Origin of the sequence: Streptomyces sp. NBC_00414, assembly GCF_036038375.1 — a bacterium.
GTDB lineage: Bacteria > Actinomycetota > Actinomycetes > Streptomycetales > Streptomycetaceae > Streptomyces.
In genome coordinates this window covers 251,814-267,087 of record NZ_CP107935.1, presented here as the reverse complement: position 1 = coordinate 267,087, position 15,274 = coordinate 251,814, and the positions used below count along the sequence as shown (strand labels likewise).

Here is a 15,274-nt window from a genome sequence, read left to right as displayed (position 1 = left end):
GGAGCAGGACCGTCAGAAGGGGCTGCATATGCACAGTTGAGCGAAATTGCAGCTGGGTAATATGTATTGAAAGTATGTGATCGTTCTATCTTCGGAAGCGTCCGGAGTATCGGGGCTCCGGGCCGCCCCGTCCTGCGCTCATCGCAGTCCGTGAGTCCGGATCGCACGGACGTCATTCATCTGTCGGGGGTGGCGGGCCTGTGCGTTTCCCGGTATCCGTGCTGGGGTGCGCGGAGTGGAACAGGCGCGGGAATCGAAGAACTTCGAGTCGGTGAGCCGCGTTCTCGGATCATTGACGGCCCGGTACACGGGGGAAGTGCACCAGCCCATGCGGGCACCCGGTTCACGGCATCGACGACACGAAGGTGTTGACGGACGGCTGGCAGGTCACCGACTTCGCCGAGGCCGGACCGCGCGGCCTGGTGAGCCCTGTTGAGTGGACGGGGGCGTCGGCTGTGGTGGTGTCCCTCTTCGACTGCGATGTGGGTTCCATCCAGGGTGTCACGCCTGGCAGCAGCAGCTGGGTGGGCCTGCTGAACCGGGGGATGGCGGAGAGCTGCGACATACCTCGGCATCATGCCGTCAGGCGCGGCCACTCTCGGCGGGTTCTAAAGGAGCGTCCGAGAAGGAATCGACGGTCTCTTCCGTGCTGGTGAGGCCGAGGCAGACTGCCGCGAAGAGAGGCAAAACGCTGTTCACGAAGTGCCAGACGCCATCGATGCCACAGTCTTGCGCAGGTGCGCAGGTGCGCAGGTGCGCAGGTGCGCAGGTGCGCAGGGGCACCGGGGCGCGTGGGCGCTAGGCGTTGCTCCACCCGGCTGTGCTGGAGTACAAGTCCAGCAGGTCCACCACGAAGAGGAGGGTTGAGCCCGCCGGGATCAACGGTGATGGCGACTGATTACCGTAGCCGAGACGTGGGGGAATGATGATCTCGCGTCGACCGCCGACCTTCATCCCCTTCACCCCCCGGTCCCAGCCCTTGATGACCCTGCCACTGCCCAGGGCAAACTTGAACGGCTGGCCCCGGTCCCAGGAGGCATCGAACTCCTTCCCGGACTCGAAGACCACGCCGACGTAGTGGACCCTGACCACCATGCCCGACTTCACCTCGGCCCCGTCCCCGACGACCATGTCCTGGATGGTCAACTCGGTAGGCGCGTCACCCTCCGGAACGTCGACCTCGGGCTTCGTCAGTCCACTCATTGCACCCTCATCGCTCGCTGCCGAATGCCCTCCGTACGGGGCTGTCCGGACACATGGCACCCATGCGGCAGATGGACACGCTACCGGGAGTGCCGACTCCGCCTGACGGTCACTTCCCATGTTGCAGGCAACGCCGCTCGGTGCCCGCGGTCAAGGGCAGACGTGTCGGACCGGCATCAGCCGAAGAGGGCGCGGCAGTGCGCGACTTCCGGTTCGCACTTTATCCAGTTGTCGCCGGTGAGGGTCTCCGTTGTTGCGTTGTCGAACCACCCGGCTGGTTTCCGCTGCGCTCTTCGAGATGCACGACGAATGGTTCGCCTTACCGCGCCGCCACCTCCCTGAAGGGGATATGGGTGATATCTACCGTAAACTTTTTTTAGTTCCTCTGTGCTACCCAACGCACCGAAATGAAACCGTCGGTTGATCCCCCTACAGCATGGCGAGGGCCACTGCCTGGCGGATGTGCGTTCCCAACCGATTCGCACTCGCTTCGGTATCCTTCCGTGCAGGCCATCGGAGGTCATGTGCCCAGATCTGACTGGGCAGTTGACCTCAGGGTTTCGTGGTAGCGTCCTTGGTCGGAGGGACAGTGCAACCTGAAAGGGAAATCGTGAACACGGAGAAGATCGCCGCTCGCCGCCTCTCGCTGGAGGAGGTGACGAAGCTTGGCGTGAAGGACAGGATCTTCGTTTCTGCCGACACGGCAGAACTCAAGATTCCCGACTGCTATGTCCCTGCTTTTCTGACCAGGTCCGGTGAGGATTTTGAGGGCGGCTCGGTAACGGCGAGAACCGTATTCCAGGAAGAGGTTTCCTGCCTTCCTGACGATGAGAACGAAGCCGGAATCTACGTGGCTGAAGAAAAGGGCTCGGTGGCCATCGAGGTCCTCCAGTCCGCCGGTGTCGTCCTGGACCTGGCCCTTTTCGTCCCTGGTGGGGACAAGGGGGCTCTGACGGCCCTTTACGCTGCGGCCCGGCAGGCGTTCGGCGCCGATGTTGTGCAGATCTGGCGCCAGGGCCTCAAGGAGGTTCCCGACGTTAAGGTCGACATCTTCGAGGAGCAGATTCCCCGGGGGCGCAAGGGAGGCGACACCCCCAAGCGTGACCGTCGCGCGATCGACACCTACCCCACCCGTGCGGACTTCATCGAGTTCTCCGCGGGGTGGAAGCCGGTCGTTGAGATTCACAAGCCGGTTGTTGACGACACCCCGACCATCTGAAGCGGCGTTACTTCTCGTTCTCGGCCTGGGAAAGCGCCGAGAACGCATGCGCCGGACCCGGTCGAACCCTGAGGGGCCCAGGGAGCCGTTGGAAGACAACTCGTGAACGTCAAAGCGCCCTTCCACTCGATGACCTTGCGAGACGGCCTGCCTTACCAAGATCAAGGCCGGAAGTTGTTCTGCAACAGCCCTCAAGGTGTTGACGTAGTCGAATGACGTCCACTTCATGATCTTCCAACCCTTCGTGCGGGGCGAAGGTGTGCTCGATGCGGGCGCGGACTCGTTTGTGGGAGTGGTTGTGTTTCTGCTTCCAGGCCTGCAGTTCGGTCTGGGCTTTCATGCGGCCGATCACATGCTCCACCCGGGCGCGCACCGTGCGGTGGGCGGCATTGTCGGCTTCCTCGCCGGCCAGCAGGGGTCGGCGCGGGCGTTTGCGGTGCGGCACGACCATCCCGCAGTTGAGGTAGGCGCCGTCACCCAGGACGGTCACGTCCTGACAGTGTTCGGCGAGTACGGAGGCACGCCAGGCGTGGGCGTCGGCGGTGGTGCACAGTGTCGGTCGGGCCGCTGCGATCATGAGGCGGGTGTCGGCGTCGACGATGACCTGCACGTTCGCGGAGAAGCGGTAGTTGCGGCTGGACGCTCCGATCGTGCGGTCGCGGACCGGGACCAGCGTGCCGTCCACGATCCACAACCGGTCCGCGGCGTCGGTCGGACGCGAGAGGGGCTCAAGCACCAGCAGCGGCCCCAGCCGTTGGATCACCCGGCACACGGTGGACGAGGAAACCCCGAACAGCGGTCCCAGTTGCCGCATGGTCAGGTTCGTCCGGTAGTAGACCGCGACGATCAGTACCCGCTCGGCCAGCGGCAGGCTCCACGGGCGCCCCTGCATCGTGCCGTTGCCACCGCGCTCCCGCACTGCTTTGAGCAACCGCGAAAACTGGCGTCAACCGCAGCCCCGTGAACGTCTCCACCCACACCCGTTCAGCACTCAACACCCCAGCCATGCCGAGGAAGTGCCCAGTTCGCAGCATTGTGCAACACCCTTTAGGTCGAGGAGGCGTGAGGGGTCGGCCTGGCGGTGCGGACGGCGCTCTACCTCTTCCCGAGGCTGTGACCCCGATACCCCGGGGCCCCGACCTAACCACAACGCCGGGCGCGCGAGGCCCTCTGGACCGTTCGCGTAATCCGCGACCACCTCCTGCTGCACCCACTTCCTCGGCACGGTCGAATGCAGCGGCACGCGGCGTTCCGCGGAACCAGGTTCTCGTGGGTCTGTTCCCGGTTCCTGCGGGGACTTGAGCTCGTCGATACGGTCACCATCGACGGCATGGTGTTCAGTGGCTGCGCGGTCCCTTCAACCACTCGGAGGTCAACGGCACCGATGTCGGCCCCGGAGATCACTCGAACCGTGGTTGGCGCCGAGATTGGCTGAAGCCCATGTCATTGGTGGTGACTGCAGGGCAGCGTGGGGACTCGCTGCAGTTCGAGGTCACGCTGCGGGTAGGGCTGCCGGTAGGGACACGATCGCCCTCGCGTGGGAGACGGTGTTCCCGTGCGAGGACGACTCCAGCCTCACCGCTGCGCTGGTGAGGCTGGAGGGCTGCCTGATGTCAGGCGGCCGGGAGGGTCCAGTCCTGTTGCGCTGCCCACTGCTCGAAGGTGGTCGTGGTCAGGCCGTAGCGGGCGGCGTGGTGGGGGCGTGCGGGGTAGCCGACGAGGTTGTTCCAGATCTGGCTGTCTGCCGTGGGTGCGCCGAGGCGCTGCTCCTGCTCCTCCCAGGAGACGGAGACTGCGGTGATCTCGCGGCCGGATGCCTTGGAGAGGGTGTCTGCGATTTCGGGGTGCGTCAGCGCGTCGCCCGCGAACTCGATCTCGGCTTCGTGGAACTTTTCGGGCGCGGCCACGGCGGCGGCAACGGCTGCTCCGAAGTCGTCCGAGTTGATGAGCGCCAACTTGGTCTGCGGGCTCGTGGCGGTGACGAGCTTGCCCTGAGGCAGGGCGGGGAACATGGGGTCTTGCTTGGCCGGGAGGAAGTTGTCCATGTAGAAGGCGGGCTTGAAAATGGTCCAGTGGTCGAGGCCCGCCTGACGGATGGCGTCCTCCGCGGCCTCCTTCTCGTCCCAGTACGCCTTCCACAGGTCGGAGTGCTCGTAGCCCGGGTGCTGGCTGCGCCACCCGGTCCCCGACACGGACGTGTGGATGATCTGAGAGATACCGGCCCGCTGGGCCGCGGTGGCGATATTGCGGGCCTTGCGCTGCTCCGCGCCTGGGTCGGCCGGGTCGACGCCCGCCAACTGCACGGAGAAGACCGCGTCGTGTCCGGCGGAGGCCACCTCAAGGGATGCGAGGTCGTCCATGTCTCCGGTCGCGAGGGTGACGCCCTGCCGGGCGAGCGCCTGGGCGGCCGCGGAGGACGGATTGCGCACGAACGCGGTCACGGGGTGCCCTGCGCGCAGGAGTGCCCGGGTGGCGGCGCCGCCCTGCATCCCCGTTGCCCCGGTGACCAGCACTTTCGCCTTGCCGTTGTGTGTCATAGCACGCCTTGCCTTGGGTTGGTCATGTCTTGCCGGTTACGGGCACGAAGGCCCGTCAACTAGAGACCGTACAGTATCGAGTCTTAGGTGTATCTAGTTGATGGCTTGGCCGAGCAGAGGTCGACCGGTAGCCCGCGGATCACGAGCGGCAAGAGTCGGGGTGGCGGGATGAGGGGCCCTGCTCAACGCCGCGGTGTATGCAGACGGCGCCATGACCCGGTCCGCGGCCTCCCGTGGACAGGCCGGGAGGGCCCGATGGCGGGGGAAGGGAATGCAGTACCGTCGTGCGTATGACCAGGTCGACCCGCCCTGCCGGACGTCAGCGCCCCAGTGGTGCCTTCGGGCCCGTCCGCGACGAGACGCGGAATACCCGCATCATCGAAGCGGTCCTGGACCTGATCGTCGAGAGCGGCTACGCGGATCTCACCATGGCCGCGGTGGCCGCGCGCGCGGGGGTGGCCAAGGCCACCGTCTACCGTCGCTGGGCCTCGCGCGAGGACCTGGTCGCCGACGCTCTCGAAAGCCTCATGCTCCCCGCTGCTGTCCCGGGCGAGGTGACTGCCGCCGGGACACTGCGCGAGGACCTCATCGCCACGCTGGCCCACAGTTCCGTGTGCCTACAGCCTCAAGCGCGTCGTTTCTCAGCCGTGCTGGCCGCCGCCACCGTCTCTCATCCTCAGATCGCCGACACCCTTCGTGAGCGGTCCATCGCCGGGCAGCGCGAGGAGATCGCCGCCTGTCTTCGCCGCGCTCAAGAGCGCGGCGAGATCACCGCGGAGAGGGTTGAGTTTCTGCTGGCGCCGGGCAGGATGGAGATCGCCGCAGCCATCGGGGTGACGGTTCTGCAGAAGGAACTGCTCGGTGACGTTCTCGACAATGAGGGAATAGCCCGCCTGGTGGACCAGGTCCTACTGCCTCTCATCGGCGGCACCCCTGCCGGCTGAAACCCTTCCGGCCGGCTCCTCGATACCCCACCGCGCCTGCTCGGCCCATGAAGGCCAGGATCCATTTTCGATACCGAGGCGGGCCGGGAGGTTACAGAAGCGGTTCCGGCTCCCTCGTGGCGAAGTCCGGGTGCGTAGCGACACGCGCCTCGACGCCGAGTTCGTACGGTGGTCGTGAACAGATGGTGCGGGGTTGGGCTGCAACATCGCAGTGCTGCCGGCCCGTGCCGTTCCAGGAAAGACTGAGTCCTATGAGCGACATCATTTTCACGCGCACGAGCGGCTGGATCCCGAACGTGATCCGAGAGGACGGCGAGCTGAAGCTGACGCTCGGTGCCGGGGCCGACGCCAACCACGACCCTCGCACGTTCACGTTCTCGATCAGCGAAGCCCATCTTGCGGTGATCCGGGAGGACCTGACCAGACACCTGCTGCTGTGGAGTGCGGTCCTCCCGCTGTGCGACGCCGCCGGAACCCGAGGCCGGCTCGACGAAGACGCTGCCGCCGCGCTCCTGGACCCGATCCTCCTCGCCGCGCCCGCGGACGTCGACGCGCTCTTCCAGCGCATCCGGTGGGACAGGAGCCGGCTCATCGCCCACGGGGCCGACATCGGTCTGCTTGAACGCGGTCAGGTATGCGCGGCGATGCGCGCTGCGACAGAGACGTCAGACGGCAAACGAGCTCAGGAGTACCAGGCGAACCGCCGTCGCGCCGAGCGCGGAGCAGTACTCGGTCCACTCGACGCCGCGATTCTGAGGTACACGGGCCAGTATCTGCATGGCGCGACGGTTCCGGGGCGGATGCCCGATGCCGTCGACCCCGCGCTGCTGCCCGAGGCCATGCGGGTGATTGCCACGGCGGAGCAGGCTTGCGCCGGGATGCGGATCGGCCGCGATCCGCGACGGGGAAACCGCGCCACGGACAAGCGCGACTGGCATCGGATGGAGACGACGGTCGAAGCGGCCGTGCGCCGTGCACACCCTGAACTCGTCGATGACGCGGTGCGTACCGTGAGCTTCCTGATGTGCTCGGAAGCGGCGAACCGCTCCAGGAGCACACCCATGGAGGAGGACGAGGAGACTGCCGACCACCACTCCGACTTCGGCGGGAGTGCGAGCAAGACGGTCCTGTCGTTCACCGACGACAAGGGCGTCGAGAAGAAGTGGCAACGGGACAGTCCCCGCACGGCCGCCGCGGAGTTCTGGGAGTTCGTCGGCAATCGCTCTGCCGCCGACAACGAAGTGTTCACCATCGAGGACGAGGAGATGGGCGAAGGGATCCAGCTCCACTTCTACGCGGACTCCATCGCCCGGATCACGACGCTGCGCCAAGGCGAAGGCGGGTCGGACCCGGAGTACCGGGTCGAGTACAGCCTGGTCGACGGGATCAGCGGGTACCGGAACCTGGTGAGTGTCTTCGTCCGCAGTGGCTACGCCGCACTCGAACGGCACGGTCCCTGGATATCGGATGTCGCCGAGTTCGAGCGCGCACGTCGACGGCGCGACGCCCGGTAGCCCCAGCGGGAGCCCACCAGTTCGGGCCGGACCAGGGTGACGTCCAGCGTCTCGCGGGCGCCCCACCCCGCGGAGAACGACCAGCCCGTCAACGGATGCCCGGGGTCTGTCGGGGTGAGCAGACCGGTGACGGTGCGGCCGGCCGTGCGGGGCAAGGTGGTGGTGCGGCTGGTGTGGTGCAGACGCCCAGCGGATCCCCGGCTGCGGCCACTGTGGTTCCGATTGTTGTCCCGAGCCGGGGCAGAGGCATGACCAGAACAGTGACGAGTAGCGATGAACTGGCCTTCTGCCCAGATCGCCCACCAGATGCCCGAGGCTCCCCGGAATGCAAGTCCCGTCATCTGGGGGCCCTTCTTTTCGGTACGAGGAGGGGACCGAGTGTTGTCACTCGTAGCCGAGATGTTCTTCGGAGTGCAGGTGCCACCCGTCGTGCCGCTTGACCAGGACGAAGGCGGTGCGCTCAAAAACGTCGTAGTACCCGGCATCCGGTTCGTGGCCGCATGTGAACCAGAGCGCCTCGACCCGCGCCGTGTCCGGGGTCTGGCTGACTACGGTCACTTTTTCCAGTGTGGACTCGGCTCCGAACTCATCGGTTTTGTTGCGGTTGTGTGCCTTGGCGTACTCGGCGCAGAAGTCGGCAGGGCTCTGGTAGAGCATCTGAACCTCTTGGGTGAGGGGTGCGGCCGGTTGTCTGAGCATGATGGCACTGTCGTCGCTCACGGAAGTCGCAGTTTCTCGACTCGGACCACGCTCCCCGCCTGGGCTGCAGGGTGTTGAGGACCACAGCCTGCGAGGCTCTGTCCCTCACGGCCCGCTTTCAGAGCCTTCTGCGAGCATCCGGGTGATCCGCTGCCCGATCGCCAGTTTTTCAAAGTCCCACAGGTGACTGGCGGTTGCCTCATCCCAGTTCTTGCCGCGAACCCACAGGAAATCGAAGAAGTTCCGATAGGGAATGAGCGGTGCTCCGCGTCTCCGGGATCCGTTCGGCAGGTGGGACCCCGCCTCGCTGAGCGAATTGGTCGCGATGTTCTCCGGTCCGGAATCCCACTGGGGGGTAGCCGGAGGCTTCGCGATCGAGTTTGTGGTGGGCCACCCCTTCCGGAGCCACGGTGACATGGACGTCCTGCTGTTGCGGCGTGACCAGCTCGTGGCCCAGCAGGTTCTGGCACGCTGGCAATGGTGGGCGGCGGACCGCCGGGGAGCTTGCGCCCTTGGGCGTCGGGTGAGGTGCCGCCCCTCGGCGTTCACGACATCTGGTGCCGACCTGGGCCGGATGATCCCTGGCGCGTCCAGGTGATCTCCCACATCTCCCGAACGCTCGACTGGGCCCTTTCAACTGTTCTACCGGCGACCGGCGAGCTACTCACGGACGATGCTCCCGCCAGCGGGGGACGCCTTCCAAGTCTTTCGGGACAGGGACAGAGCGATGGCGTATGGCACGTTGGGCAAGCCCTAGATTCTGTCCGGCCGATCTTGGGCTGTGGGAGGTTTTCGCCCATGACTTGCATTCGAAGGGGCCGTGCCTCGTAGAACACCTGCTGCACTTCGATCGCGGGAACGCGGCTGGGGTAGACCTTGGATTCGGTATCGCGATGTCCCAGGCCTGTCGGGAGCGGCGAATGCCGCTGTCCGTGTCCTTGAACGAGAGCGATTGTCTCCGGGCATCGTGGCGGTGGCGCTGAGAGTGTGGTCCGTGCGCGTCCACGGCACGGGGCGCCGGTGGGGGCAATGGGAGGCGGGGTTCACCTGCTCCTGCTGCGGCGAGGGCTGGGCCCGGGACAAGCTGCAGGACGCCCTGTTCATGCTTCCGCCAAGGGCTGCCAGCGAACTCCGTGTGCAGGTCGAGCGCCTGGACACGGTGCTCCTCGGGCGAACGCATCACGAGCCGACGGAGGACCCGGAGTCGGCGTGGTGGCATCGCAGGTGCTGACCGTACCCATGTGCCCCACTGGTTCGTTGACTCTTACGTGACTGGGCGGGGGGATCTGACAGAGGCGGGGTGGCGACGTCTGGAGCCTCTTCTACCCACAGGCAACAATCTCTGCGGGCGGTGGCGCGATCACCGTCAGGCTGTCAACGACATCCTGCACCGGGTGCGAACCGGGGTGCAGTGGCGTGACCGCCTGAACGCTACGGGCCGTGGAAGACCGTGGGTGCGACTGTGCGCTCGCCTGGCGGAAGTGGTTCAGGAGGTGAGGCGCTCGGTCGCTCCCGAGGAGGCTTCACCACCAAGATTCACCTGAGCGCAGACGGGCGTTGCCGCGTGCTTTCAATGTTGCTGACGGCAGGCCAGCGGGCGGACTGCACGCAGTTCGAGCCGGTCATGGAACGCATCGGGTGCCTCGGCTCGGGCCGCCGGCGCACCACGCCAGACAGACCGTGATCCGGTCCTGTTTGCGCTCCCGGAGCTGGTGGAAGACCCGGTGCTCGCCTCGCGGGTCCATCTCGCCGGTCGGCTCGTCGAGGATCCTGAAGACGATGACGAAGGCCACGGCGGACGGATACTTCCGCCCTCCTTCGCAGGCAAGTCCACCACCTCGGCGGTCGCTCCGCGGCGGACTAGGCCGACGTGTACTAGCCCTCGGGAGGGTCATCTATCTGCGCGCCGCCGGACGAGGGGTGCCCGGCGGCAGCATCGGCTTCGAGGTGATGGACACCGCCGGGCACCGTCAGCCTGGCACGACGCACTGACATCGCCGGGAAGACGAGGGGTCTGTCGTACAGCGGCAACCCGTCGCCAGGTCGGCGTCGAGCGACAGCATTTGCCCGCGACGGGGGGTCATCCCGTCCGCCAGTGGTCGGTCAGATCCACGCTCACGTCGCAGTGCGGATCGTTGGACAAGGAGACGGTCGGTGGCCTCTTGCTCGATCTGCTCGATGCCTGGCTCAGGAGAGTTCATATGCTGGCCCGTGTCAGCCACTTGTCGTTGGCCCTGCGGCCAGGTCCGCGAAGGCCTGGCCCACAGAGCTACCGCATTACCGTGTACAGGGCTCTCAACGGCCGTTGTCGTACTGGAAGTAGTAGCCGGAGGACGCGAAGTACTTGCACGCGACTGTGATGTCGTAGTAGCGCCGGAACTCGTTCTGAACGGTCAAGCAGGAGGAGTAGGTGCCGAACGGCCCCTGCCACTGCAGGCTCTGGATGCCGGCGCTCGCCCTGGAGGGCGCCTGCCGCGACGCGTGTTCGCCGGCTTGCGCGGTCGCAGCGGCACCGGTGACAGCGCTGGCGGCAAGCGCCAACGTAGCTGCCGTCTGCATGATCTTCTTTAACATTGGTCCCCCACAAGTAATCAGAAGCACGGTTCCGGTCCGTTGTAGACCGGATCTGGCTTCATCCTGTGGTCGGCTTGGTGTACGAGCAACTCCTTTCAACCCAGGCCAAATAGCTTGCCCTTGCTCCGCTGACGAATGGTGCGTGGTAGCGGGTGAGGCTTCGTGCGGAGCCGGTGGCAATCCGACTGGCGCGAGCATGGTCAACCAGGCGATGGTGCTGGCGCATCAGTTGTTCAGTGGGACTTCTCGACGTCATCTCGCTTGCCTGATCGAGGAGTTGGCAGCACCGTGGCAGGCTGGCCTCGAAGGCCGCCGTCATGCTGCGCGGGGCGGAATCCGCAAGCAGGCCGAGGGCGCCGGAGCCCGCCACCAGCTGGTGTTCGGCGACCGGGTGGCGGGGCCGCGCATTACGCACTGATGCCCTGCGACCTGGACGTATGTACGACGCCACGGCCGCCCGCAACGAAGGCGTCTCAGGCTGCTTCCAACATTTCCCCGACGTCGAGGTCCCCTTGGACGACGGTCTGGCCGGGAGGCGGGAGGCGGGAGGCGGGAGGAGGCGGGGACGGTGCCCAAGCCGTGGCTCGGCTGGTGGCCGACCACGGCGACACGGCAAACGTGGCTAATACTCCAGCAGCCGTAGATCGTGATCTCGACGGTGAGGGGCGCCGAGGTGACAGTCGGACAGCGTCGACCATCTGGTCGAGACCGCCCATGTCGTCGGCTCCTTCTCCCACTACCCGAGTTCACCGAGACGGAGGGCGTCCCTCATCTCGCTGAGCTTCGCGGTCGTCGCCGGGGTCTGCTCCTGCGCTTGCTCAGCGAGTCGGAGCGCATCGTCAATCTCGCTGAGCTTCGCCGAGGACAGGACGGCCGCCCGCTCTATCAGGTCGTCCCTTGACACAGTGGTCAGCCACGTACAAGGGGTGAAGCCTGGACGCGGGAACGCGAGCCGCAGCACGCCTTCGAGCGGCACTCCTTCACCGGCGCCCACCATCACTTCGATGCCCAGACCGCTGATGTCGACGCCCGCCGGAGCGACGACCTGCATCACCCGGATCCCGGACGCGTCGTCTCCCGACAGCAGTACGACCAACCTTCGCTCGTCGAACTGGACCCACCAGACTTCGCCTCGTTGCACAAGTCCTCCGGACACAGGACGGCGGACAGACGCTGCGCGAGCCTGACGCGCTGTGGAGATGGGTGCGGCCACCGTTGATCATCGGTGTGCGAAGACTGAAGATCACGCGTTGGCCGCAGGTCACAGCGTAAACCCTGCCCACTGGCAGGAGGCGTTCGAAGTCGCGTACTACCGCTGCTACTTGCCGGCCGCAGGGCCGCTGACCACCCTGGTGCGCGTCGCTGGACCAAGGTGGGGGCGAGGAGTTTTTCGAGTCAGGCAAGGGCTTGGCGGCCTTGGACGAGCACCAGCCACCGACTTGGCGGGTCCGTCTGGCGACGCTGCCACCAGGCCCGATCCCAGACCAGCCGCTACCGACGACAAGCCGCTCAAGCATGAAGATCACGATCTACGGCTGGAGTAGGTGGCCAGGGCCCATGAGGCGATGTCCTGGTAGCGCCGCGGGCCTGGGTGGCCGCTTACCGTGCTGCCGACCAGGTGGAGGCGTTCGGTCCGCCAAGGGCGCCCGATGAAGCCGTCGAGGCAGGCGGCTGCCGTTGTTACGGCCGTGTTGTCGTAGCGGCGAGCGCGGGCCAGTGTGAGGTGAGGGCGCAGAGGACGTTCGGCGAAGGAGATGCCGCAGTCCCTGACCTGAGCCCGGACTGCTTCGGCCAGCTCGTGCAGTCCGTCGAGATCACCCTCGATGCCGCTCCACAGCACTCGCTCGTCGAAGTGCCCACCACCGAGCAGCGCCAGTTCGAGAGAGGAGCAGGCAGCCGCCAGGTCGGCGAGGGGCGAACGAAGCCGCTGGACGGCCTGCACCGGCAGCTCGCCCAGGAAAGCCAGGGTGATGTGCCAGTCCTCGATGCGGTTCCAACGCAGGTCGGGACAGGCGGCGTAGGCCGGGCTCAGCGCGTGCGCCAGCTCGTTCTTCGCATCGTCGGGCGGCGCGAGGGCGATAAACGCGTGCTGGGTGGCGGTCTGGGGCGGTTCAGTCACGGATGTCTTCCTACCTCATGCGTCTGCAGGGCCGAAGCCTGACTGCCCGCAACGAGGACGTCCGCTGCGCGTCCCTGTTCGCCATCCCAATCACTGTGCCGGGTGTAGAGGGAAAGTCTCCCGACTGGTCTCGCTCGGTAAGGGCTCGCCCTTGAAGGTCGGCGGAGATCACCTAATGACTGTATGTGAAGGGTGAGCGTCGAAGCCGGCGAGTGGATAACGTCCTCCGGTCGGAGTGGAGGGTGAGTCTCCGCCTGTCGCCTACTACGCACACGATCATCAAAGCCTTCTGGACGGCGAATTGGAGCCCGGCCCCAGGCCTACGGGCCCTTCAAAAGGCGAGTTGGGTTTGTTCGTGGCGCTGGCCGGCGGCTGTGCTCGCCGTAGCACCGCTCTCCGGCGCCGACCAGACCTAGACCGTCACTTGCTGCGGCCTGCCGAGCGATGTCGCCGCCTGATCGAGCAGCTCCATCAGGATGTCGGAGGGGATGGACTTCGGGATGCCCTCGATGTCGCCGACCGGGAGGTCCCGTGCGGGGTTGCGGAAGATCACGCGTTCACGTTTCAGCGCGCGGCACAGGCTGCTTTCAGCGCGCGGCGCAGGCTGCGCAGTGCCGTGGCCGGCCCTCGGCAGGCGTAACCCGACACCCCGTCCACGACATCACCCTGGGGGAGGGCAATGGTCGTACCGCACGTGGCTGCCCCGCCTTTGCCCGTATCGCAGACGGCAGTACCCAGAGGGAAGGTCGATCAGTGTGCGGTGATCCGTCATGCGGGGATCCGCCGTTGACTTGACCGGTGACGGCGAGTGTCATGCCTGGACGGTGGGGCGAACGTTGATCTCGCCGATCTCGACGTCGCTGGGCTGCTCGATGGCGAAGGCCACCGCGCGGGCGACCGCCGCCGAAGGGATGCCCACTGCGTCCATGTTCTTGCGCGTCCGCTCGCGGATGTTCGGGTCGGCCATGGAGTCGGCGAGATCGGTGCGGATGTATCCCGGTGAGATGGCCGTCGTGCGCACCACCCCGTCGGTGGACTCCGTGCGCAGCCCTTCGTGGACGGTGCGCACCGCGTTCTTGGTCGCGGCGTAGACGGCCATGGTGGGGGACACGCCGTGCAAGCCGGCCACGGAGATGATGCTCACGAGGTGGCCCGACCCCTGCTCGCGGAAGGCGGGCAGCGCGGCGGCGATGCCGTTGAGTGTGCCGCGGAGGTTGACGTCGATCATGGCCGACCAGCTCTCGGTGTCGAGGTCGGCCAGCGGACTGATCGGGGCGATGCCGGCGTTGTTCACCAGGACGTCGATGCGGCCGTAGCGATCGATGGTGGTGGCGACCAGACGCTGCAGGTCCTCGGCCCGGGTGACGTCGACGACGCACGTGGCGGCACGGCCCCCCTCCTCCCGGATGTCCTGCGCTATGGCCTCGATGCGCTCACTGCGGCGCGCCGCGAGGACGACTGCGGCGCCGCGCTGGGCGAGGAGACGGGCGGTGGCTTCACCGATGCCGCCGCTTGCTCCGGTGACCGCGACGATCTTGTCGTGAAGAGAGAGCATTGCTGCCTCCAGATAAAGTGGACACGTGTCCGGTGCATGACCCACCCTACCGGACTCGTGTCCACTTGTGATGGATGGATCGTCAGGAGACGCCTATGAGCACACCGGCACGCCGTCCGGACGCGGCACACAACCGGACCCGCATCGTGGAGGCCGCCCGCGCGGCCCTCGCCGAGTCCGACCACGTCCATCTCAAGGAGATCGCCAAGCGCGCCGGTGTGGGACAGGGAACGCTCTACCGGAACTTTCCCAACCGTGAAGCGCTGCTCACCGAGGTCTACCGGCGCGACGTCGATGAACTCGTGACCGCCGCCTCCACCCTGCTGGCGGAACACGAGCCCGTCGAAGCCCTGCGCCACTGGCTCGACCGAGTGATCGACTACGCCGAGGTCAAATACGGCGTCCTGGCGGCGCTCGAACCGGCAGCGTGGCAAGACCTTGTCACCCACAGCCAGAACCCCATCGAAGACGCCCTCGGCCACCTGCTGGACGCCGGGAAGGCAGCCGGTTCCATCCGCACGGACGTGGGCGCCCCCGGGGTCCTCCTGCTCATCGCCTACCTCGGCCGACTGGACCGAGACGCATGGGGAACAACAGCCCGGCCTCTGATGAACGTCGTCCTTGAGGGCCTGCGCCGAAGGGACGCGGACCGGTGAGGGTCGCGGATCCCGATGGCGACGGCACCACAGGACTGGCGGGGGGGGGAGTAGTGGACCGTGTGCGAGCCCGGCGTCCCGTGCACCAGCCGCGCCGCCGGCTTGCTCCACCAGCGACTCAGCGCACCCCGGGTCATATCGGGTAACAAGCGCATGGCCATCTCCCGGTCCACCGCATCCGTCCGGTCCACCGCATCCGCCCGGTCACCGGCTCCTCGACGCACGAGCGCATCTCGGCCATCGCCTCCGGCGCG

Annotated in this window: 14 protein-coding genes and 3 pseudogenes; 7 read left to right on the top strand and 10 right to left on the bottom strand. The window is 66.5% G+C overall.

The window, feature by feature from the left end; genetic code table 11:
- Positions 1–343: 343 nt before the first annotated feature.
- Both OHS59_RS01220 and OHS59_RS01215 read right to left on the bottom strand, forming a co-directional pair.
- Positions 344–565, bottom strand: coding sequence for a hypothetical protein (locus OHS59_RS01220; RefSeq protein WP_328491503.1), 222 nt, complete (start codon positions 563–565; stop codon positions 344–346).
- Positions 566–798: 233 nt separating this feature from the next.
- Positions 799–1,203: an FKBP-type peptidyl-prolyl cis-trans isomerase gene (locus OHS59_RS01215; protein WP_328491502.1), complete on the bottom strand. Its 405-nt coding sequence runs from the start codon at positions 1,201–1,203 to the stop codon at positions 799–801.
- Between the two features lie 610 nt (positions 1,204–1,813).
- On the opposite strand from OHS59_RS01215, the gene OHS59_RS01210 reads away from it, so the two are divergent.
- Positions 1,814–2,422 carry a hypothetical protein gene (locus tag OHS59_RS01210; protein WP_328491501.1) on the top strand — a complete coding sequence of 203 codons (609 nt, stop codon included), beginning with the start codon at positions 1,814–1,816 and terminating at the stop codon, positions 2,420–2,422.
- A 271-nt stretch (positions 2,423–2,693) separates the two neighbouring features.
- On the opposite strand, the pseudogene OHS59_RS01205 reads toward OHS59_RS01210, so the two are convergent.
- A pseudogene (locus tag OHS59_RS01205) lies at positions 2,694–3,429 on the bottom strand (transposase family protein); the annotation flags it as partial.
- A 606-nt stretch (positions 3,430–4,035) separates the two neighbouring features.
- Positions 4,036–4,959 carry an NmrA family NAD(P)-binding protein gene (locus OHS59_RS01200; RefSeq protein WP_328491500.1) on the bottom strand — a complete coding sequence of 308 codons (924 nt, stop codon included), beginning with the start codon at positions 4,957–4,959 and terminating at the stop codon, positions 4,036–4,038.
- A gap of 290 nt (positions 4,960–5,249) precedes the next feature.
- Here OHS59_RS01200 and OHS59_RS01195 point away from each other — a divergent pair, with 290 nt between their 5' ends.
- Entirely contained in the window at positions 5,250–5,903 is a 654-nt protein-coding gene (locus OHS59_RS01195) for a TetR-like C-terminal domain-containing protein (protein WP_328491499.1), read from the top strand.
- Positions 5,904–6,154: 251 nt separating this feature from the next.
- Positions 6,155–7,417 (top strand): DUF6357 family protein, encoded by a 1,263-nt coding sequence (locus OHS59_RS01190; protein WP_328491498.1) that lies wholly within the window; start codon positions 6,155–6,157, stop codon positions 7,415–7,417.
- A 384-nt stretch (positions 7,418–7,801) separates the two neighbouring features.
- Here the strand turns inward: OHS59_RS01190 and OHS59_RS01185 are convergent, their stop codons facing one another.
- Positions 7,802–8,137 carry a hypothetical protein gene (locus OHS59_RS01185; RefSeq protein WP_328491497.1) on the bottom strand — a complete coding sequence of 112 codons (336 nt, stop codon included), beginning with the start codon at positions 8,135–8,137 and terminating at the stop codon, positions 7,802–7,804.
- Positions 8,138–9,249: 1,112 nt separating this feature from the next.
- Here OHS59_RS01185 and OHS59_RS44440 point away from each other — a divergent pair.
- Positions 9,250–9,660, top strand: a complete 411-nt coding sequence (locus tag OHS59_RS44440; protein WP_443061362.1) for a transposase — start codon at positions 9,250–9,252, stop codon at positions 9,658–9,660.
- Between the two features lie 78 nt (positions 9,661–9,738).
- On the opposite strand, the gene OHS59_RS01175 is transcribed toward OHS59_RS44440, so the two are convergent.
- Positions 9,739–9,909 (bottom strand): hypothetical protein, encoded by a 171-nt coding sequence (locus OHS59_RS01175; RefSeq protein ID WP_328499586.1) that lies wholly within the window; start codon positions 9,907–9,909, stop codon positions 9,739–9,741.
- 977 nt (positions 9,910–10,886) lie between these two features.
- Here OHS59_RS01175 and OHS59_RS01170 point away from each other — a divergent pair.
- Positions 10,887–11,304, top strand: a pseudogene (locus OHS59_RS01170) (hypothetical protein); the annotation flags it as partial.
- A gap of 122 nt (positions 11,305–11,426) precedes the next feature.
- Here OHS59_RS01170 and OHS59_RS01165 read toward each other — a convergent pair.
- A complete protein-coding gene (locus OHS59_RS01165) occupies positions 11,427–11,831 on the bottom strand; it encodes a type II toxin-antitoxin system PemK/MazF family toxin (protein WP_328491496.1) in 405 nt (134 codons plus the stop codon).
- 157 nt (positions 11,832–11,988) lie between these two features.
- On the opposite strand from OHS59_RS01165, the pseudogene OHS59_RS44435 reads away from it, so the two are divergent.
- Positions 11,989–12,121, top strand: a pseudogene (locus OHS59_RS44435) (IS701 family transposase); the annotation flags it as partial.
- A gap of 91 nt (positions 12,122–12,212) precedes the next feature.
- Here the strand turns inward: OHS59_RS44435 and thpR are convergent.
- The 3 genes from thpR to OHS59_RS01145 all read right to left on the bottom strand — a co-directional run bounded on the left by thpR (position 12,213) and on the right by OHS59_RS01145 (position 14,364).
- Complete coding sequence (thpR, locus tag OHS59_RS01155) at positions 12,213–12,809, bottom strand: RNA 2',3'-cyclic phosphodiesterase (protein WP_328491495.1); 597 nt, start codon at positions 12,807–12,809, stop codon at positions 12,213–12,215.
- 412 nt (positions 12,810–13,221) lie between these two features.
- Positions 13,222–13,362, bottom strand: coding sequence for a hypothetical protein (locus OHS59_RS01150; RefSeq protein WP_328491494.1), 141 nt, complete (start codon positions 13,360–13,362; stop codon positions 13,222–13,224).
- A gap of 258 nt (positions 13,363–13,620) precedes the next feature.
- On the bottom strand, positions 13,621–14,364 hold the full coding sequence (locus OHS59_RS01145; protein WP_328491493.1) for an SDR family oxidoreductase: 744 nt from the start codon (positions 14,362–14,364) through the stop codon (positions 13,621–13,623).
- 95 nt (positions 14,365–14,459) lie between these two features.
- Here OHS59_RS01145 and OHS59_RS01140 point away from each other — a divergent pair, with 95 nt between their 5' ends.
- Positions 14,460–15,020, top strand: a complete 561-nt coding sequence (locus tag OHS59_RS01140) for a TetR/AcrR family transcriptional regulator (protein WP_328491492.1) — start codon at positions 14,460–14,462, stop codon at positions 15,018–15,020.
- Positions 15,021–15,274: the final 254 nt, after the last annotated feature.